The sequence below is a fragment of the Thiomonas sp. TH-17 genome (genome assembly GCF_057473305.1).
Genome location: NZ_JBYCKI010000176.1, coordinates 1 through 18931, shown reverse-complemented (window position 1 = coordinate 18931; position 18931 = coordinate 1). Strand labels below are relative to the sequence as shown.

17 protein-coding genes are annotated in these 18931 nt (G+C 65.5%); 10 read left to right on the top strand and 7 right to left on the bottom strand.

The genetic code is table 11. From position 1 onward, the window contains the following. The first annotated feature begins 93 nt into the window (after window positions 1-93). From AC2VLV_RS10675 to AC2VLV_RS10660, 4 genes are read left to right on the top strand one after another with little or no spacing between them, the layout of a single operon-like run. On the top strand, window positions 94-528 hold the full coding sequence (locus tag AC2VLV_RS10675; protein ID WP_486989965.1) for a heavy metal-responsive transcriptional regulator: 435 nt from the start codon (window positions 94-96) through the stop codon (window positions 526-528). Then, entirely contained in the window at window positions 525-3284 is a 2760-nt protein-coding gene (locus tag AC2VLV_RS10670) for a heavy metal translocating P-type ATPase (RefSeq protein ID WP_486989964.1), read from the top strand. Before AC2VLV_RS10675 ends, AC2VLV_RS10670 begins: the two co-directional genes overlap by 4 nt. A gap of 13 nt (window positions 3285-3297) precedes the next feature. Beyond that, window positions 3298-3702 carry a DUF302 domain-containing protein gene (locus tag AC2VLV_RS10665; RefSeq protein WP_486989963.1) on the top strand — a complete coding sequence of 135 codons (405 nt, stop codon included), beginning with the start codon at window positions 3298-3300 and terminating at the stop codon, window positions 3700-3702. A gap of 34 nt (window positions 3703-3736) precedes the next feature. Continuing rightward, entirely contained in the window at window positions 3737-3943 is a 207-nt protein-coding gene (locus AC2VLV_RS10660; protein WP_486989962.1) for a CopZ family metallochaperone, read from the top strand. Window positions 3944-3959: 16 nt separating this feature from the next. Here the strand turns inward: AC2VLV_RS10660 and AC2VLV_RS10655 are convergent, their stop codons facing one another. Beyond that, complete coding sequence (locus tag AC2VLV_RS10655; RefSeq protein ID WP_486989961.1) at window positions 3960-4559, bottom strand: LysE family translocator; 600 nt, start codon at window positions 4557-4559, stop codon at window positions 3960-3962. A 197-nt stretch (window positions 4560-4756) separates the two neighbouring features. Here AC2VLV_RS10655 and AC2VLV_RS10650 point away from each other — a divergent pair, with 197 nt between their 5' ends. After that, window positions 4757-6193: an aminotransferase-like domain-containing protein gene (locus AC2VLV_RS10650; protein ID WP_486989960.1), complete on the top strand. Its 1437-nt coding sequence runs from the start codon at window positions 4757-4759 to the stop codon at window positions 6191-6193. A gap of 33 nt (window positions 6194-6226) precedes the next feature. Here AC2VLV_RS10650 and tgt read toward each other — a convergent pair whose 3' ends face one another. Continuing rightward, window positions 6227-7366, bottom strand: coding sequence for a tRNA guanosine(34) transglycosylase Tgt (gene tgt, locus AC2VLV_RS10645; RefSeq protein ID WP_486989959.1), 1140 nt, complete (start codon window positions 7364-7366; stop codon window positions 6227-6229). 62 nt (window positions 7367-7428) lie between these two features. Here tgt and AC2VLV_RS10640 point away from each other — a divergent pair, with 62 nt between their 5' ends. Genes AC2VLV_RS10640 through AC2VLV_RS10625 form a run of 4 tightly spaced genes read left to right on the top strand, consistent with a single transcriptional unit; the run spans window position 7429 to window position 10964 of the window. After that, window positions 7429-8562, top strand: a complete 1134-nt coding sequence (locus AC2VLV_RS10640; protein ID WP_486989958.1) for an MlaE family ABC transporter permease — start codon at window positions 7429-7431, stop codon at window positions 8560-8562. Next, entirely contained in the window at window positions 8559-9356 is a 798-nt protein-coding gene (locus AC2VLV_RS10635) for an ABC transporter ATP-binding protein (RefSeq protein ID WP_486989957.1), read from the top strand. The genes AC2VLV_RS10640 and AC2VLV_RS10635 overlap by 4 nt, the downstream gene beginning before the upstream one ends. Window positions 9357-9360: 4 nt before the next feature. Beyond that, the gene (locus AC2VLV_RS10630; protein ID WP_486989956.1) at window positions 9361-10329 is read left to right on the top strand and encodes an MlaD family protein; all 969 of its coding nucleotides are present in this window, start codon (window positions 9361-9363) and stop codon (window positions 10327-10329) included. Continuing rightward, window positions 10326-10964 carry an ABC-type transport auxiliary lipoprotein family protein gene (locus tag AC2VLV_RS10625; protein WP_486989955.1) on the top strand — a complete coding sequence of 213 codons (639 nt, stop codon included), beginning with the start codon at window positions 10326-10328 and terminating at the stop codon, window positions 10962-10964. The genes AC2VLV_RS10630 and AC2VLV_RS10625 overlap by 4 nt, the downstream gene beginning before the upstream one ends. A gap of 13 nt (window positions 10965-10977) precedes the next feature. On the opposite strand, the gene AC2VLV_RS10620 is transcribed toward AC2VLV_RS10625, so the two are convergent. The 5 genes from AC2VLV_RS10620 to AC2VLV_RS10600 form a co-directional block, all read right to left on the bottom strand. After that, window positions 10978-11595, bottom strand: coding sequence for a DUF2202 domain-containing protein (locus tag AC2VLV_RS10620; protein WP_486989954.1), 618 nt, complete (start codon window positions 11593-11595; stop codon window positions 10978-10980). Between the two features lie 60 nt (window positions 11596-11655). Beyond that, a complete protein-coding gene (gene queA / locus AC2VLV_RS10615; protein WP_486989979.1) occupies window positions 11656-12846 on the bottom strand; it encodes a tRNA preQ1(34) S-adenosylmethionine ribosyltransferase-isomerase QueA in 1191 nt (396 codons plus the stop codon). 121 nt (window positions 12847-12967) lie between these two features. Continuing rightward, on the bottom strand, window positions 12968-14029 hold the full coding sequence (locus tag AC2VLV_RS10610; protein ID WP_486989953.1) for a glycosyltransferase family 2 protein: 1062 nt from the start codon (window positions 14027-14029) through the stop codon (window positions 12968-12970). 8 nt (window positions 14030-14037) lie between these two features. Further along, window positions 14038-15192, bottom strand: coding sequence for a GNAT family N-acetyltransferase (locus tag AC2VLV_RS10605; RefSeq protein WP_486989952.1), 1155 nt, complete (start codon window positions 15190-15192; stop codon window positions 14038-14040). A gap of 44 nt (window positions 15193-15236) precedes the next feature. Beyond that, window positions 15237-16214, bottom strand: coding sequence for a polysaccharide deacetylase family protein (locus AC2VLV_RS10600; protein WP_486989951.1), 978 nt, complete (start codon window positions 16212-16214; stop codon window positions 15237-15239). Between the two features lie 433 nt (window positions 16215-16647). Here AC2VLV_RS10600 and katG point away from each other — a divergent pair, with 433 nt between their 5' ends. Beyond that, a complete protein-coding gene (gene katG, locus AC2VLV_RS10595; RefSeq protein WP_486989950.1) occupies window positions 16648-18855 on the top strand; it encodes a catalase/peroxidase HPI in 2208 nt (735 codons plus the stop codon). Window positions 18856-18931 lie beyond the last annotated feature (76 nt).

Genomic DNA, 18931 nt, shown 5'->3' with positions numbered 1-18931 from the left:
GTTTTTTTTCAACCGCTTATCCCATCCCAACTCTATAGTCTTTAGTAAGGTGTAAAGTTATCACCCATTCACCGTACCCGCCTGCACCGCACCATGCCACTCCAAGCCCGCCTTGAATCGTCCAAGCTCACCATTGGCGAGTTGGCGCAGCGTGCGCAACTGGGCGCCGAAACGCTGCGCTACTACGAACGTCTGGGCCTGCTGGCGCCAACGCAGCGCACCGCCAGCGGCTACCGGCTGTACGCGCCGCTGGCGATCGAGCGGCTCGATTTCATCCGGCGGGCGCAGGCGCTGGGGTTTTCGCTGGCGCAGATCGGCGAGCTTCTGGCGCTGCACGCCCGGCCCGAGGCCGATATGGGCGCAGTGCGCACCATCGCCGAGCAGCGGCTGGCCGAGATCGACGCCAAGATGGATGATCTGCAGCGCATGAAAAAGGGCCTGCAGTCCCTGCTCGAAGCCTGCCCCGGCCACGGTCCCACGGCGCAGTGCCCCATCCTCGGCGCCTTACGCAATGGAGAGCCGGAATGAAAGAGCCCACCTCCCCCGCACCAGACGCGACCGCCTGCCCGGTGGATCTGTCCGATACGCCAGAGCCAACCGGCAAGGCCCCGGCCACGGGCCAGACTCTGCGGCTCGATGTGGGCGGCATGACCTGCGCCTCGTGCAGCGCGCGGGTGGAACGCGCCCTGAACAAGCTCCCCGGCGTACAAGCCGCCAGCGTCAACCTCGCCACCACGCAGGCCGAGGTGACTTACGACCCGCAGACCGCCACGCCGCAAGCCATTGCCGATGCGGTGGGCGCCGCGGGCTACACCCCGATCATCGCCGAAACCGCGCTCGACGTGGAGGGCATGACCTGCGCCTCCTGCGTGGGCCGGGTGGAGCGCGCGCTGCGCAAGCTGCCCGGTGTGCTGTCCGCCACGGTGAATCTGGCGGTCAACCGCGCGCAGGTGCGTTATCTGCCCGCCATGCTCGACGCCCAGGCGCTGGCGCAGGCCGTGGTGGACGCGGGCTACAACGCTTACCCGGTGCAGGAGGGTGACGTTGCCGGAGATCAAGGAAACGCAGGGCCGTCCCAAGTTTCCTTGACCCCCTCGGGGGGCGGGTCGGCAAGCCGACCCAGGGGGCGCACACCAAACGCCAGCGCGGCCGCCCACGCCCGCAATCTGGCGCGCATGCGGCGCGATGTGCTGCTCGCCGCCCTGCTGGCGCTGCCCGTGCTGGTGCTGTCGATGCTGCCCATGATCTGGCCCGCGCTCGACGCCGCGCTGCTGCGCACGTCGCCCACTCCCCGATTCTGGGACTGGGTGCAGTTCGTCCTCACCAGCGCCGTGCTGTTCGGCCCCGGGCGGCGGTTTTTCCGCACCGGCGCCATCGCTTACCGCCATCTCTCGCCCGACATGAATTCGCTGGTCGCCACCGGCACCGGCGCGGCCTGGGCCTACAGCACGCTGGTGCTGCTGGCGCCGCAATGGTTTGCCGCCGAGTCGCGGCATGTGTATTTCGACTCCGCCGCCGTGGTGGTGGCGGTGATTCTGGCGGGCAAATATCTGGAAGAACTAGCCAAGGGCCGCGCCTCTACCGCCATCCACAAACTCCTCGGGCTGCAGGCCAAGCAGGCCACCCGTCTCGACGCACAAGGCGCAGAACAACAAGTCAGCCTCGCCGCGCTGCACATCGGCGACCGCGTGCTGGTGCGCCCCGGCGAGCGCCTGCCGGTGGACGGCAGCGTGATCGAAGGCGACAGCCATGTGGACGAATCCATGCTCACCGGCGAAGCGGTGCCGGTGCGCCGCAAGCCGGGCGACCGGGTGGTGGGCGGCACCGTCAACGCCGAAGGCCGACTGGTGATCGAAGCCACCGCGCTGGGCAAGGACACCGTGCTGTCGCAGATCGTGCGGCTGGTGGAAAACGCCCAGACCGGCAAGCTGCCGGTGCAGCGCGTGGCCGACCGCGTGGTGGCCGTGTTCACCCCCGTCGTGCTGCTGATCGCCGCCGCCAGCTTCGCCATCTGGCTGGCGCTCACCGGCGACGTGAGCGCCGCGCTGGTTGCCGCAGTCGCCGTGCTGGTGGTGGCCTGTCCCTGCGCCATGGGCCTGGCCACCCCGGCGGCCATTCTGGTGGGCAGCAGCCGCGCGGCCGAAATGGGCGTGCTGTTCCGCAAGGGCGAGGCGCTGGAAGCGCTGTCCCGCATCGACACCGTGCTGCTCGACAAAACCGGCACCGTGACGCTGGGCAAACCCGCGCTCACCGCGCTGCACAGCACGGTGGATGACACTGCGGCGCTGCGCCTCGCCGCCGCGCTGGAAGCCGACTCCGAACACCCGCTGGCCCGCGCCGTGCGCGACGCCGCCCAGTTGCGCGGGCTGGATATTCCCGCCGTGCAAAGTTTCGCCGCCATTCCCGGCTACGGCGTGCGCGCCACCCTCGACGGCCAGCCGCTGCTGCTGGGTGCGCGGCGGCTGATGGAGCGCGAAGGCATCTCGCTGAATACCCTGGGCGAGCAGGCCGACGCGCTCGAAGCGCGCGGCCAGACCGCCGTGTTTCTGGCGCAGAACGGCGTCTGCGTGGCTGTGTTGGGCATTTCCGATCCCCTCAAGCCCGAGGCCGTCGCCGTGGTGCAGGCGCTGCGCCAGCGCGGCCTGGCTATCGCCTTGGTCACTGGCGACGCCCGGCGCACCGCGCAGGCCGTGGCCGATGCGCTGGGCATTCATGACGCCCCCGCCGCCGAGCCGCCTCAAGGCGGGGGCAGCCCCCTCGGGGGGCAGCGAGCGCATGCGAGCGTGGGGGTCTCCGTCCATGCTGAAGTGCTGCCGCAAGACAAGGCCCGCGTGGTTGCCGAACTGCAGGCGCAAGGGCGACGTGTGGCCTTCGTCGGCGAAGGGCTGAACGACGGCCCCGCGCTGGCCCAGGCCGATGTGGGCCTGGCGCTGGCCAGCGGCACCGACGTGGCCATCGAAGCCGCCGACGTCAGCCTGACCCGCGGCGATCTCGCCGCGCTGCCCAGCGCCATCGACACCGCCCGCCACACCCTGCGCACCATCCACGGCAATCTGTTCTGGGCGTTTGCCTACAACATCGTGCTCATTCCCCTGGCCGCCGGAATCGCCGCGCCCTGGGGCGTGCACCTGCACCCCATGCTGGCCGGAGTGGCCATGGGGCTGTCGTCGGTCTTCGTGCTGGGCAACAGCCTGCGGCTCAAACGTCTTTCCCCCTGGCAGGCGCCAGTCTCTCGCCCGGCCGCACAATCTGCTGCACTCTCCCCCCTGACTCACACCCCCTGAAAGGATGTTTGAAATGCCCTCCATCGTGTTTTCCGCCCAAGCCTGCTGCGCCTTTGAAGACGCCATCACCCGCACCACCGAGGCGCTGAAGGCGCAGGGCTTCGGCATCATCAGCGACATCGACGTGTCGGCCACCCTCAAAGCCAAACTCGGCGCTGACCGCCCGCCCTATCGCATTCTCGGCGCCTGCGCGCCGGGCTATGCCATGAAGGCGCTCGATTTCGATCCGCACATCGGCGCCCTGCTGCCGTGCAATGTGGTGGTACGCGAAGACGTCGCCAACAAGCAGATCGTGGTCGACTTCATGAACCCCACCTCGGTGCTCGGCCTGATCGACAAACCCGAAGTGCACGCCATTGCCAAGGAAGTCTGCGAAAAGCTGATGAAGGTGCGCGACGCCCTCGCCCAACCCGCCTGATGCTCTGCCCTTAATAGGAACAGGAGAAGAACTCATGAACACCATGCAACTTCAAGTCACCGGCATGAGCTGCGGGCACTGCGTCGCAGCCGTGACCAAGGCGCTCAAGTCCGTCCCTGGCACGCAGGACGCGCAGGTCGATCTGGCCAGCGGCCGCGCCACCGTGCAGGGTAGCGCCGCGCCCGAAGCGATGGTCAAGGCCGTCGCTGATGAGGGCTACGGAGCCGCGCTCAAGGATTGAGTCGTCGCCTCACCGCTTATCGCAGCATCGGCCAGAGCGTGGCGAGCAACAAAGCCGCCATGCTCAGGTTGAACACCCGGACACGCCGTCGTTCTGTCAATAAATGACGCAGCTTCGCGCCGCCCAGCGCCCAGACGCTGATGGTCGGCAAATTGATCAGGCTGAACAGCGCGGCTACCGCCAGCACCAGCGAGAAATCGTTGCCTGAACTCGGCACATAGATCGAGAACACGCTGAGCGCCATCAACCACAGCTTGGGGTTGACCCACTGGAACGCGATGGCGCCGATGTAGCGCATGGGGCGTGCCGCGCGCGCTGCGGAGCCGTTTGGCGGCGACGCGCTGGCAATGCGCCAGGCCAGATAGAGCATGTAGCCCGCGCCGATCCATTTCATGGCGACTTCGGTCCAGGGCCAAAGGGAAAAAAGCTCCGCCAGCCCCAGACCCACGCTGACCAGCAGAATCAGCGCGCCGGAGCTGATTCCCAGCAGATGGGGAATCGTCGCCCGAAAGCCAAAGTTCGCGCCGGACGCCAGCAGCATCAAATTGTTCGGCCCCGGCGTGACGGAGGTGACAAAGGCGAACAGCGCCAGGGCGGAAAGGTTGGTATTCAACATGGCTTTTTGCGCAACGCGGACATTGCCTGATTTTGGGTGGACGATGACCTCACTGTAGGCATTGCCACGCCAATAAAACAGATTCAGCATGCGACCATCTGTATCGGCACAAAATCATTTTTCCTAGATCTGTACTGGTCGAATCGCCTGCCCTCTGTACGGTGTGGCGCAGGTCAATCTCTGCCATCATGCAAGCCATGAACTCCCCTCCCGATACCCCGCTCTACCTCACCCTGGCTGAGCGTCTGGCCGGGCTGGCTGCATCTGGTTCCCTGCGGCCGGGCGCGCGGCTGCCCTCGGTTCGTGCCTTGTCGGAGCAACAGGGCGTTTCCATCTCCACCGCGGTGCAGGCTTACCGCACGCTGGAAGACCGCGGCCTGATCGAGGCGCGTCCCAAGTCTGGCTTTTTCGTGCGGCGTGCGCGCAACCTGCCGCCTGTACCCGCCACCACGCGCCCTCCCGCGCGGGCTGTCGCGGTGGAAACCAACGCCATTGCCGATGCCGTGCTCGACGCTGCGGGCGACCCTGCCTACATATCGTTTGGCGCCGCCACCGCCAGCGAAGACCTTTACGCGGTCGAGCGGGTGCGCCGGGCCCTCGCGCGCAGCGCACAACGGCACGCAAGCAGTCTTGGCGTCTATGCCACAGCGCCGGGCATTGCGCCGCTGCGGCAAGCCATCTCGCGCCGCACTCTGGAGCTGGGCTGCAATCTCGATCACCGCAATATCGTCGTCACCAATGGCTGCATGGAAGCCATCACCCTTTGCCTGCGCGCGGTGACGCAACCGGGCGACGTCATCGCCATCGAATCGCCGACTTACTTTGGCTTTCTGCGCGCCATGCAGGTCTTGGGGCTGCGCGCGGTGGAAATTCCCATGCAGCCCGGCATTGGGCTCTCGCTCGAAGCCCTGGAGGTCGCGCTGGACACGCAGCCGATCAAGGCGGTCGTCGCCGTGCCAACGCTCTCCAACCCTCTGGGCGCCATCATGCCCGTGGCGAGCAAAAAACGTCTGGCGGAACTGCTGGAGCAGCGCGGCATTCCCTTGATCGAAGATGTGATCTGCAACGACCTCGCCCCCACCGAGGAAGACCGCCGCGCCGTGCGTTCATTCGACCGCAGCGGCCATGTGATGATCTGCGGCTCGTTCGGCAAGACCCTGGCGCCGGGCCTGCGCGGCATCGGCTGGGTGGACGCGGGACGCTGGAGCGGGCAGGTCGCCAACCTCAAACGCGCCCTCAGCGGCGGCGGCAGCGCCGTGATCGAGTGGGCCGTGGCCGAACTGCTCGAACAGGGCGGCTACGACCAGAGTCTGCGTCAACTGCGGCGCTGCTTCGCCGACCAGATCCACATCGCCCGCCAGATCATCGCCGCCGCATTCCCACCGGGTTCGCGGGCGACCGACCCCGCCGGAGGCTACATCCTCTGGGTCGAGCTGCCCAAGTCAGTCGATGCCGTCGCGCTTTATCAGCGCTGCATCGAGCAACGCATCGTCATCGTTCCCGGAACGCTGTTCACCACGTCCACCCGCTACCGCAACTGCCTGCGGATCAACGTCGGCGGACGTTGGACGGCCGAGCGCGAAGAAGCCTTGCACGCGGTCGGGCGCATGGCAACGCAACTGGCTGCCGGTTAAGAGAACCTCCGAGCCGTCAACGCGTTCGACCGATCACACCCCGCGCGCCCGGTCGGCGTGGAACTGTGCGACGAAGGACTCGAAAGCCCCGGCGTCGAGTGCGGCGCGCATGCCGCGCATGAGTTGCAGGTAATAGTGCAGGTTGTGCGTGGTGGCGAGCATGCCGAACAGCATTTCGCCGCAGCGGTCGAGATGGTGCAGGTAGGCGCGAGAGAACTGTTGGCAGGTGGCGCAGGTGCAGGTGTCGTCAATCGGGCGTTCGTCCTGCTTGAAGCGGGCGTTGCGGATGCGCAGGTCGCCGAAGCGGGTGAACAGATGGCCGTTGCGCGCATTGCGCGTGGGCATGACGCAGTCGAACAGGTCGATGCCCGCGCTCACGCCGTCCACCAGGTCTTCGGGGGTGCCCACGCCCATGAGGTAGCGCGGCTTGTCGGCGGGCAGGCGCGGCGCGGTGTGGCGCAGCAGGCGCAGCATGTCGTCTTTCGGCTCGCCCACGCTTAAGCCCCCAATGGCGTAGCCGGGCAGATCGAGCGCGGCGAGACCGTCGAGCGAGGCGTCGCGCAGCGGTTCGAACATGCCGCCCTGCACGATGCCGAACAGGGCGTTGGGGTTCTCAAGCCGCGCGAACTCGGTCTTGCAGCGCGCGGCCCAGCGCAGCGAGAGTTCCATCGAAGCACGGGCCTCGGCTTCGGTGGTGATGTGCTTTTGCCCGCCGCGATCGACGTCGTAGGGCGTGCATTCGTCGAACTGCATGACGATGTCGCTGTTCAGCACGGTCTGGATCTGCATGCTCACCTCGGGGGTGAGGAACAGCTTGTCGCCGTTCACCGGCGAGGCGAAGCGCACGCCTTCCTCGCTGATCTTGCGCATCGCCCCCAGGCTCCACACCTGAAAGCCGCCGCTGTCGGTGAGGATGGGCGCGTCCCAGCCGATGAAGCGGTGCAGTCCGCCGAACTGCCGCACGACGTCCAGCCCCGGGCGCAGCCAAAGGTGGAAGGTGTTGCCCAGAATGATCTGCGCGCCCGCAGCTTTCAGGCCATCGGGCGTGATGCCTTTGACGGTGCCGTAAGTCCCCACCGGCATGAACTGCGGGGTGTCGATGACGCCGTGATTGAGGGTGAGCGTGCCGCGGCGGGCCTCGCCTGCGGTGTGGTGAACGGTGAATTGCAGCATGGGCGATATTGTTTCAGACTTGCCGTGGCGCGCATCGTCTGATCCGCTAACCTATGCACGCCATGACCGCCCCTTCAACCGCCGACGCCCCCGCAACCCTGGACTGGATGGCGCAGGAGGACGCGCCTGATCGACGCGTGTGCCGCCTGCAGGGCGCGTGGAACGCGCAAGGTCTGGCGCGCGAGCCGAACACCCGCCTGCCCGCAGGCACGCGGCACATCATCCTCGACGCCAGCGCCACCGCGCTGGACACCGGCGGTGCGCTGCTGCTGGTGCGCAGCATGGCGCAGTGGCAAAGCGCCGGGGCCACGGTGGACGCAAGCGGGCTGAGCCCGCCGCAGCAGCAGTTGCTTGATCTGGTGCGCCAGCGCGCGCTGGCGCTGCCACCCGCCGCGCGCCGCCTGAGCTTGCTGGGCGACATCGGCCGCGCCACGCTCATGGCGCTGGACGAACTGCGCGCGCTGCTGGCCTTTGTCGGCGAACTGGTGTGGCGCGGCGCGCCGCTGCTGCTGCAGCCCTGGCGCGTGCGCTGGCGCGAAGTCATCCACGAAATCGACGCGGCGGGGCTGCGCGCCATCGGCATCATCGGCCTGCTGTCTTTTCTCATCGGCATGGTCATGGCGTATCAGGCCGGGGCGACGCTGGCGACCTATGGCGCCAACATTCTCATCGTCAATCTGGTGTCCATCATCACCCTGCGCGAACTCGGGCCGCTGCTCACCGCCATTCTGGTGGCCGGGCGCACCGGTTCGTCTTACACCGCGCAGATTGGCACCATGCGCATTACCGAAGAGGTGGATGCGTTGCGGGCGCTCGGGCTGTCGCCCTTTGAGATGCTGGTGCTGCCCAAGGTCATCGCCCTGGTCATCACCCTGCCGCTGCTGGCGCTGTTTGCCGATGTGATGGGGCTGGCGGGCGGCGGGGTCGTGGCCGCTTTCGGTTACGGCGTGCCGTTCAGCGAATACACCGCGCGCATTCCGCAAGTAGTGGGGCTCCAGACGCTGGTGCTCGGCCTGGTGAAAGCGCCGGTGTTCGCCGTGGTCATCGCGCTGGTCGGCTGTATGCAGGGTCTGCGCGTCTCGGGCAGCGCGGCCGCCGTGGGCCGAGCCACCACGGTGAGCGTGGTGCAGGCCATCTTTCTGGTGATCGTGATCGACGCCAGTTTCTCCGTGCTCTACAACCTGCTGCGGCTATGAAAAGGCCCGCTGATCTGGTCATCGACGCGCAAGGCATCGTCAACCGTTTCGGCGATGTGGTGGTGCACGAGGGCCTGAACCTGGCCGTGCCGCGCGGCGCCATCATGGCGCTGGTGGGTGGCTCGGGCTCGGGCAAGACGGTGCTGGTGCGCAGCCTGTTGCTGCTGCGCGCACCCAGCGGCGGCACGCTCAAGCTGTTCGGCCAGGACGCGCTGTCCGCAAACGACGCGCAGCGGCAGGCGCTGCGCCAGCGCATCGGCGTGCTGTTTCAGGGGGGTGCGTTATTCACCGGCCTGACGGTGCTGGAGAACGTGCTGCTGCCGCTGCGCGAACAAGGGCGAGTGGACAAGCGCCTGCTGCCCGAACTGGGCATGCTCAAAATCGGTCTGGCCGGGCTGCCGGCCGACGCGGCGCACAAATATCCGGCCGAGCTGTCGGGCGGCATGGTCAAGCGCGCCGCGCTGGCCCGCGCGCTGGCACTCGACCCGGAGTTGCTGGTGCTCGACGAGCCGACCTCGGGCCTCGACCCGATCGGCGGCGCGGCGTTCGACCAGCTCATCCGCGAGCTGCGCGACCTGCTGGGGCTGACTATTCTGCAAGTCACACACGATCTCGATTCGATCTGGCACGGCAGCGACACGGTGGCGTTTCTCGCCCGCAAGAAAATGTTGGCTGTCGGCCCCGCTGCAGAACTGGCGCAGCGCGACGAGCCCGAACTGGTTGCTTATTTCCGCGGCAGCCGTTCGGCGGCCTATTTACATGAAATGACGCACGAAACGACTTCACGGGGTTGATCGCATGGAATCGAAAGTCAATTACACCGCCGTCGGCCTGTTCGTGGTGCTGCTGGGCGCGCTGCTCGGCGGCTTGGGCTGGTGGCTGGCCACCGGCGGCAAGCAGACGGCCACCCGGCCCTATCTGATCTACGCCACCGACAACGTCAGCGGCCTGAAGACCGACAGCAATGTGCTCTACCGCGGCGTCACCGTGGGCAAGGTGGCGAGCATCGAGATCGATCCGAAGAACCCGTCGCTCATCCGCATCAAGGTGGACATCGACAGCGCGGTGCCGGTGCGCAACGACACCGTGGCGCAGCTCAGTCCGCTGGGCGTCACCGGACTGTCGGCGGTGAACCTGATCGGCGGCGCCTCGCCCACCCCGCTGCCCACCCCGCCCGGCGAGCCCGATCCGGTCATTCCCTACAAACCCTCGGTGTTCACCCAGATCGAAGGGGGCATCAACGATGCAGCCATCACCCTGGCGCGCATCAGCCAGCGGGTGGACGCGCTACTCAGCCCCGCCAATGTGCAGTCGATCAGTGACACGCTGCGCAATCTGCAGACCCTCTCCGCTTCTCTGGCGGCCAATCAGAACAACATCAATCAGATGTTTGCCAACGCCCGCCAGACCAGCGCCAACCTGACGCAGATGAGTGCGCAAGGCAGCGCGCTCATGCTGCAAAGCCAGGCGCTGGTGAAGCGGCTCGATGGCGTGTCAACCCAACTGGGCGGCCTGATGCCGCAGATCGGCGCTGCCGCCAACAGCGTCACCCAGGCCGGCAACACCACCACCGCCTTCACCACGGCCGGGGTGCAGGCCATGACCCAGCTTCAGACCCGCACCCTGCCCGAAGTGGACGCGCTGGCGCGCAATCTGCAGCAGCTCAGCAGCCAGCTCGGCGCGCTGACCGAAAACCTGAAAGCCAACCCCAGCCAACTGCTGTACGGCCCGGCCTTGCCGCCGCCGGGCCCGGGAGAAAAGCCATGACCGCCTCTTTTGTTTTGCGGCTGCGCCGCGCCGCCCTGGCCGCTTTGCTGAGCCTGACCAGTCTGGCCTTGGCCGCGTGCGCCCTGCCCGTCAACCGTGCGCCGGTGCAGCAAACCTACCGTCTGACCGCGCCTGAGATCCGCACCGCGCCGCTACCGCAAGCCACGGTGATGCAACTCCTGCCGGTGCGCGCCAGCGCCGGATTTCAGTCGCCCGCCATGATGTACAGCCGCAGCCCCGACACGCTGGAACCCTACCGCGACAGCCGCTGGCTCGCCCCGCCGGCCCAGCTCGTGGGCGAAGCCATCGCCCGCACCTTGAGCCGCCAGCCCTGGATCAGCGCCGTGCAGCAGCAGGCCGTGCTGGTGAGCGCGCCGTGGGCGCTGCACTGCAACCTGAACCGGCTGGAGCACGATGTGCATGGGACTCAGGGCACGGTGCACCTTGATCTGGTGTGCGAGCTGGCGAACCAGCGCACCAGCCGCATTGCCGCGCATTGGCATTTCGACGGCAGCCAGACCATCGCCGTGAACGACGCCGCGCACTTCGCGCAGGGCGCACAGACCCTGCTGGATCAAGCGCTCAAAGGTATCGTGGAGAATACCCGCGCCGCCGTGGCGGCAGCGCAGTCCTGACGCATCCGACACATCAGCACTCTTCGCGTTCGCTCCAGGCCACGGCTTCGAAGTCGCTCAGGCTCAGGTATTGCGGCACATACTCGCCGCGATGCCGCTGCAGATGGCGGAAGAACGCGCGCAGATGATTGCGCGAGCCGCGCTCCAGGTCATCGTAAACCGCCAGAATTTCCGGCTGACGAGCACGGCCGCGCGCTTCGATCAGATCAAAAATATCCAGTTCTTCGATCAGCAACCCGACCTTGATGGCGTCGAGCTCGCTGCGCAGGCCGCGCTCCACCAACTGGTTGTGCAAGCTCTGAAAATCGGGCGTGCGAAACTCGCCCACCGCCAAACCCTGCGCCGGGTCGGGCAGGTCGTAATGCGTCAGCAAGGCGGCGATGGCGTCCATATGCGCCTGTTCGGCCCCGCTGATGTTGACCAAAGGCCGCAGCGCCCAACGCTCGCCGAGTTGCAGATAGACATCGCGGGCGATTTTCTCTTCTTCCCGCATGTGCAGCAGGTCATGCTCTTCCTCGGCGCTGAGCGCTTGGGCAATATGCGAATGAATGCGCTGGCGAATGGCCGCCATATGTTCGATGCGGTGTTGATGCCGGTCTTGCATGAAGCGCGGGCTGATGAGTTGTTCCATGATGGCGTCCTGTTGAAAAGTGCGCCGATTCTGGGCACATGACGCCAGCATGGGTTTGAGTCAGCGCAAATCAACCTCCGTCGCGGCGGCGCGCGTCAGCCACATGGCATCTCCGTAGCTGAAAAACCGGTAGCGCTGGGCAATCGCATGGGCGTAGGCCGCGCGTATCGTCTCCATGCCGGCAAAGGCAGACACCAGCATCAGCAAGGTGGACTTGGGCAGATGAAAATTGGTCAGCAACGCATCCACCACGCGAAAGCGATAGCCCGGCGTGACGAAGAGCGCGGTGTCACGGGCGCCCGGCAGCACCGTGCCGTCTGGCGCCCCGGCCGCTTCCGCCGCCAGCGCCGCCGATTCGAGCGCGCGCATCGCCGTCGTGCCCACCGCAACCACCCGCGGGGCGGCGTGCATCTGGCCAGCCGCGCGCGCCTGCGCCTGCCGGGCCCGCACCTCGGCAATCGCCTGCGCGGTCGCCTCGGGCACGGTGTACCACTCGCTGTGCATCTGGTGCTGCCGCAGATCGTTCACCCGCACCGGCTGAAACGTGCCCGCCCCCACGTGCAGGGTGACGGCTGCGCGCTGCGCGCCCATCGCGTCGATTCTCGCCAGGATGGCCTCGTCGAAGTGCAGCCCCGCCGTGGGCGCCGCCACCGAGCCGGGGTGCTGCGCATACACCGTCTGGTAGCGCTGCGCGTCGTCGCCGCCCGGCGCGTGGGTGATGTAGGGCGGCAAGGGCACTGCGCCGTACTGCTGCAACAAGGCCAGAGGCTCGGCTGGAAACTCCAGTTCGAACAAGCTGCCATCCGGCCCGGCCCGGTCCACGGTCGTCACCGCGAAAAGCGGCGCCGATGTATGCGGCTCGTCGCCTGCCGCCGTATCGGGCCGAGCCGCGCCCAGCCACAACACCTGGCCCGGCTTGGGCGATTTGCTCGCCCGCACATGCGCCCAGACCCGGTTGTCCGCCCGCACTCGCTCCACCAGCACTTCCACCGCGCCGCCCAAAGCAGCCCCGGTTCCCCCCGCTGCCTTGAAGCCCCACAACCGCGCAGGAATCACCCGAGTGTCGTTGAACACCACCAGATCGCCTGCGCGCAGCAGACCGGGCAAGTCGCGAAACCCGCGGTCGATCAGCGTCGGCGGACTGCCCGCATCGAGCAGGCGACTGTCGCTGCGCCGCGTCGGCGGATGCTGGGCGATCAGTTCGGGCGGCAGGTGAAAGTCGAAATCGTCTGCGGTGAGGCCGGGCGACATCGCGCCCGACTCAACCGCGGAGCCACGGGAAAGAGAAACAGTCATCAGTGGGAATCAGTTTGAAGCCAGGTTGAGGCCAAGTAGCCGGTTGCGCCCGCCGACTCGCCGCGCGCCGTGCGGTTCAAGCGCGCACGCGCCGCAGCAGGTTGAGCAGCCCGGAAGGCAGCATGATCTTAAACAAGGTGCGCAGCGTTTGCCCCTTGAAGGTGTGATACACAAAAACGCTGCTGGCCAGCAAACCGAAAGCCGCCTCGGGCTGAAGCTCGGCCAACATGTCGGCCGCGCTGAGGCTGAGCGCACCCAGGTGACGCAGCGAACGGCGATCTCGGCGCTGGCCAGGATGGCTGTCGCGCGCATAGATTTTCTTGGCGACCGCAAGTGAATCCAGCGCCGTGCGCGGGCTGGAGGAGATCTGCGTTGGGCTGCGGCGGTAATCGAGCAAGGGAATGTCGAGATGCGCCACAGGCCCGGCGCGAGCCACGCGCACAAACCATTCCCACTCGCAGACGATCTTGATCTCGGGATCGAACATCCCGGCAAGTTGCAGCGCCTCCCGCCGGAACATCACGGTGGGGGGATGGATGAAATTGCCCTGCACCAGTTCGTCGTAAACCTCGCCCCAGTAAACCGGAATGACGGTTTGACCGTTGTGCCGCGCGCGCTCCTCCGGTAGCAAGGCAAAAGTTTCTGCCTGCGGATACCGCGCCCGCATCCCGCCCCGTTGTGGGCTACAGCGGGAGTAATAGACGCCGCAGTAGGAGGCGGGCGCCAGGGGGCCGGTTTCGTCGAAGGCGCTGAAATCGGAACTGCACAGCAGGATGTCGGGGTGCGACTGGAGGTAGCGCAGTTCAATCGCGATGCGATCCGGGCGGCACAGATCGTCGGCATCGAGCAGCGCGATGTAGTCGCCCCGAGCCGCCTGCACGCTCGTGTTTCTGGCCACTGCGATACCTGCATTGGCCTGCCGGATCGTCCGCACCCGCCCTGCATAAGCCTCCAGAACTTCCGCCGTGCCATCGGTGGAGCCATCGTCCACGACCACGACATCGAGATTTCGGTGTGTCTGGGCGAACAGGCTGTCGAGCGTTTGTGCAAGGGTGTGGCGGGCGTTGTACGCCGGGATGACCACGGAAACCAAGGCCTGCGGGTCGGCATTGCCCGTCTTGCCCGAATCGGCGTTCATGGGCTGGGCTAGTCGGCTACGGGGTGTGCGGTGAGCTTTGTATCCGCAACGCCCATGTCCTCGGCAGGCTCTGCCGCAGCGCGGTTTGCAGCAAGCCTGGCCTTGACTCGGTAAAGCCAGTGAATCAAGCCTGGGCGGTGAACCCGCAAGCCAAGAGTTTCGCGGGTTTGCTGAAAGAAATGCCGCTTGTGGCCGTAGTCGCCCTTGAGCATGTCAAAGCGAGTGCATCGTTCCGAAATCGCCGCTTCGATGACATACCCCATGAGCACTTCGCCCGGGCTGAGCGCAAGGTGCTTGGGATCGAATCCAGCCTGAAAGTAATAGAGCGTCGCACCATTGCGAAAGCCATAGAACATGGCAATGGTCTGCCCATTCATCTCCAGTCCGTACAGGCGCAACCGGCCCTGCGCCAGCAGGGCGTGCATGAGGGTCCGATGAAATTCAAGGTACTGTGGCGAGGTGAAACTGAGTTCTTCGGTACGCCCTTGCCAGCGCAGCCGATGCAACTCGGCGAGCCGCTCAAACGCCCAATCGATCTGCGCGTCTTGGTTGACCTGAAAAAAACGCGCTTGCGGCTGCGCTTCAAATTTTCGGCGCTTCCGACCCAACACCTCGCGCCGATTACGGCTGAGTCCTTTGCGATAACCATCCCAGTCCGACGGCAAATCGCCGTAGGTAATGCGGTTCACCGGCGTGCGCTCAATCGAACCTGAAATCTGTGTGCTTCGCTGCGTCCAGCAAGCCACCAAGGCCGAATCGGCAGGCAGATCGACCAGATCGAGCAACTGCCAACCGGAGACGGCGTTCAGCACATGATCGACGAACGTTCTGGCAACGGCCTGTTCGTGGACGGGATCGAACAACATGCCCAGATCGTCGGGCGCGGTATCGCCTCCGGAGCCGATGGGCCTGAGCTTGCGGACGCGCAGGATTTTGAAAGCTCGGTGCGTCTCCAGATACAACGGAAGAATGCCCACGGCCTGACCGCCAGACCGCGCCACCAGAATCCGCAGTTGCCGCCCCTCCCCATACTGCGACCACCACAGACGCTGCCAATCCCAGCTGAGAAACAGACTGTTGCGCGGGGTCAGGCCCTCGATGGCGCGCCACTCGGGCTCCAGGGCATCGAAATCCGGCGTCGAGGTGACGAGTTCAATTTGCATGGATCAGACGTGGCGCGGGTCGGCAATGCGCGAATTCAAGTGATTCAGGCCCAAGGCCGGTGCATGCGCCAGGCCAGTAGGGGTAGATGGGATGTCACAGGAATGCGCGGAATGGCCATCGGATCGACCTCGGCCGACACCATGCCCTCTTCAGTCGTCACGGCCGCGCGGTAGATCGACCGGGCGACCTTCCGCACTCGCTCATCCGTCGAACCGTTGGGGTAGCAAAACAAATCCACCCGCCGGCCCAGCTCAGCCTCGAGTCGCTCACGGCTGTCGTGCAACTCGTGCTGGATTTCAGTTTCTGTCAGCGTGGGCAGGATGGGGTGGGTCATGGTGTGCGAACCTATCGTCAGGCAGCCATGGTCGCAGGCGCGCACCTCATCCCAGCTCATCATGTCGTAAGCCTCGTGCTCTGCAGGGATGGGCACGAAGCGCGGCGTGCAATCGCGCAGCACGTCCTGCGCATGTTGCCTTTGCGGCAGGGGCAGGGTTTTCATCCAGGCAATGAAACCTTCGAGGTGATGCGCAGGTGCATTCAAGGTTTGCGCGCAGTCCATCAGCCCTTCATTTGATAGACGCTTCAACCGGGCGCGGGCCTCGTGGTTCCACATCCACTGCCCGGCATCCACCAGGCCAGGGCAGACAAAAATCGTGGCCGGTATCTCAAGTTGCTCGAGTATGGGGCGGGCGATGCGGTACTGATTGCACAGCCCATCGTCGAAGGTGATGGCGAGCTGGCTGCGGCCAGCCCCAGCGGGCGCGGGCACACCGTCCAGAATTTCTCGAACCATGAGATCGAGCGCCACGATGTCGTAGTGCTGCTTCAGCCACGACATCACGCGGCGGAACTCTCCCGGAGGCATCGTGCTTCCACCCACGCCGTGCAGCATGAGGATGCGGCGCACCGGATGGCGGTGCGCGAGCCAGTGCGACACCCCACTGCCGAGCGCCACCGCTAAAGCGGAGGTTCGCGCGTAGCTTTTGAGTGCGCTTGGAGCCGTGAGAGGGGAATCAGCCATGCAGGTCTGGAAAGTTGCGGTACAGATTGTCTTAAGCCCAAAAAGGGCTCGAAATCGTTAAATCCACTATACAAATATTTACGTGTATGAAGAAACCCACCCCCCTGAATGAACGGCGGGATAAATACCCCCATCACCAAGGCCGAGCCGTATGTACGAAAGGGCGACACAAACACGGGAACAGTGGACCATCATTTCATACAACACCCGATAAAAACAGGAAATAAGTCACCAAGTTGCACCTTGAAGTTGAGCCCCACCGAACCTTCAGCGCATCTGAATGGCGTCGCAGCAACACGCCAATCCGGCCTTTGCCTAGTTTTATTCAATCAATCGCATTAGAACTTTTAATTGTTCTTTTCAATTATTGCGGCCTAAGCTGCAACGGTCGCATCAAGCACCTCGAAGCGATGACAACCTCAAGGAGACAACCATGTCGAACGATTTGAAATGCCCGGTGGCGCACAGCACCCACACCAAGACGGTCGCCGGGGCGATGGGCAACGCCAATTGGTGGCCCAACCAGCTCAACCTCAAAATGCTGCACCAGCATGCGCCGGTGTCCAGCCCGATGGGCGAGGCGTTCAACTATGCCGAAGAGTTCAAGACGCTCGATCTCGACGCCGTGGTCAAAGACCTCAAGGCGCTGATGACCGATTCGCAGGACTGGTGGCCTGCGGACTACGGGCACTACGGCCCGCTGTTCATCCGCATGGCTTGGCACGGCGCCGGCACTTACCGCATTGGCGACGGGCGCGGCGGCGCGGGCAGCGGCTACCAGCGGTTTGCGCCGCTCAATAGTTGGCCCGACAACGTCAATCTCGACAAGGCGCGTCGTCTGCTGTGGCCGATCAAGCAGAAGTATGGCCGCAAGCTGTCTTGGGCCGATCTCTACATTCTCACCGGCAATGTGGCCCTCGATTCGATGGGCTTCAAGACCTTTGGTTTCGGTGGCGGACGCGCCGATGTGTATGAGCCGGAAGAAGATACTTACTGGGGTTCGGAGAACACCTGGCTGGGCGATACGCGCCAGGGCACGCAGCAAGCCGACCTCGAAAACCCGCTCGCCGCCGTGCAGATGGGGCTGATTTACGTCAACCCGGAAGGGCCGGGCGGCAAACCCGATCCGCTGGCTTCGGCGCAGATGGTGCGTGAGACCTTCGCGCGCATGGCGATGAACGACGAAGAGACCGTGGCGCTCACCGCCGGGGGGCATACCTTCGGCAAATGCCACGGCGCCGGGCCTGCCACGCATGTCGGGCCAGCGCCCGAGGCGGCGCCGGTGGAGGAGATGGGGCTGGGCTGGATCAGCAGCTACAAGAGCGGCAAGGGCGGCGACCAGATCGGCAGCGGCCTGGAGGGCTCTTGGACGCCGACACCGACGCAGTGGGACATGAGCTACTTCGAAGTGCTGTTCGGCAATGAGTGGGAGAACGTCAAAAGCCCGGCGGGCGCGCATCAATGGGTGCCCAAGCAGAACACCGACAAGAACATGGCCCCGTCAGCGGCGGATGTGTCGAAGAAAGTCCCCATCCTGATGACCGATGCCGACATGGCCATGCGCGTCGATCCGATCTACGAAAAGATTTCTCGCCACTTCATGGCCAACCCGGACGAGTTCGCCGACGCCTTCGCCCGCGCCTGGTTCAAGCTCACGCACCGCGACATGGGGCCGCGCACCCGCTATCTCGGCAAGCTCGTGCCCAAGGAAGAGCTGATCTGGCAAGACCCGGTGCCTGCGGTCGATCATCCGCTGATCGACGCGGCGGACATTGCGGCGCTCAAGGCCAAATTGCTCGCTTGCGGCCTGTCCATCCCCCAACTGGTCGGCACCGCCTGGGCGTCGGCCTCAACCTTCCGCGGCAGCGACAAGCGCGGCGGCGCCAACGGCGCGCGCATCCGCCTCGCACCGCAGAAAGACTGGGAAGCCAACCAACCCGCCGAGCTGGCCAAGGTGCTGTCCAAGCTCGAAGCCCTCCAGAACGAGTTCAACGCGCAGGCTGTGGGCGGCAAGAAAGTATCGCTGGCCGACCTGATCGTGCTGGGCGGTTGCGCCGGGGTGGAAGCGGCTGCGAAGAAGGGCGGGGTCGACGTCAAGGTGCCGTTCTCACCCGGACGTACCGACGCCACGCAGGCGCAAACCGATGTGGCGTCGTTCGCCGTGCTCGAACCCAAGGCCGACGGCTTCCGCAACTACACCCGCAAGGGCTATGCCGGTTATGCCGCTGAATTGCTGGTCGACCGGGCGCAGTTGATGAACCTGAGCGCGCCCGAGATGACAGTGCTGATCGGCGGCATGCGCGCGCTGAACACCAACGTCGGCAAATCGCACCACGGCCTGTTCACCCAGCGACCGGAAACCCTGAGCCCCGACTTTTTCGTCAACCTGCTCGACATGGGCACGAAGTGGGAGCGCACCACAACCGAAGGCGTGATGGAGGGCCGCGACCGCAAGACCGGGGCGCTGAAGTGGACGGCCACCACGGTCGATCTCATGTTCGGCTCGAACGCCCAGCTTCGCGCCATTGCCGAGGTGTATGCCGGCAGCGATGCGCAGCAGAAGTTCGCGCACGACTTCGCCGCGGCCTTTGGCAAGGTGATGAATCTGGATCGATTTGACCTAGGAGTCTGTCGGGCTTGAGTCGCGTAGAGCGAAAAAAGGGTGTGGGGATGGCCTGTGGCGGCGGATTTGCCGCCCCATAGCCCAAGCTATGGGG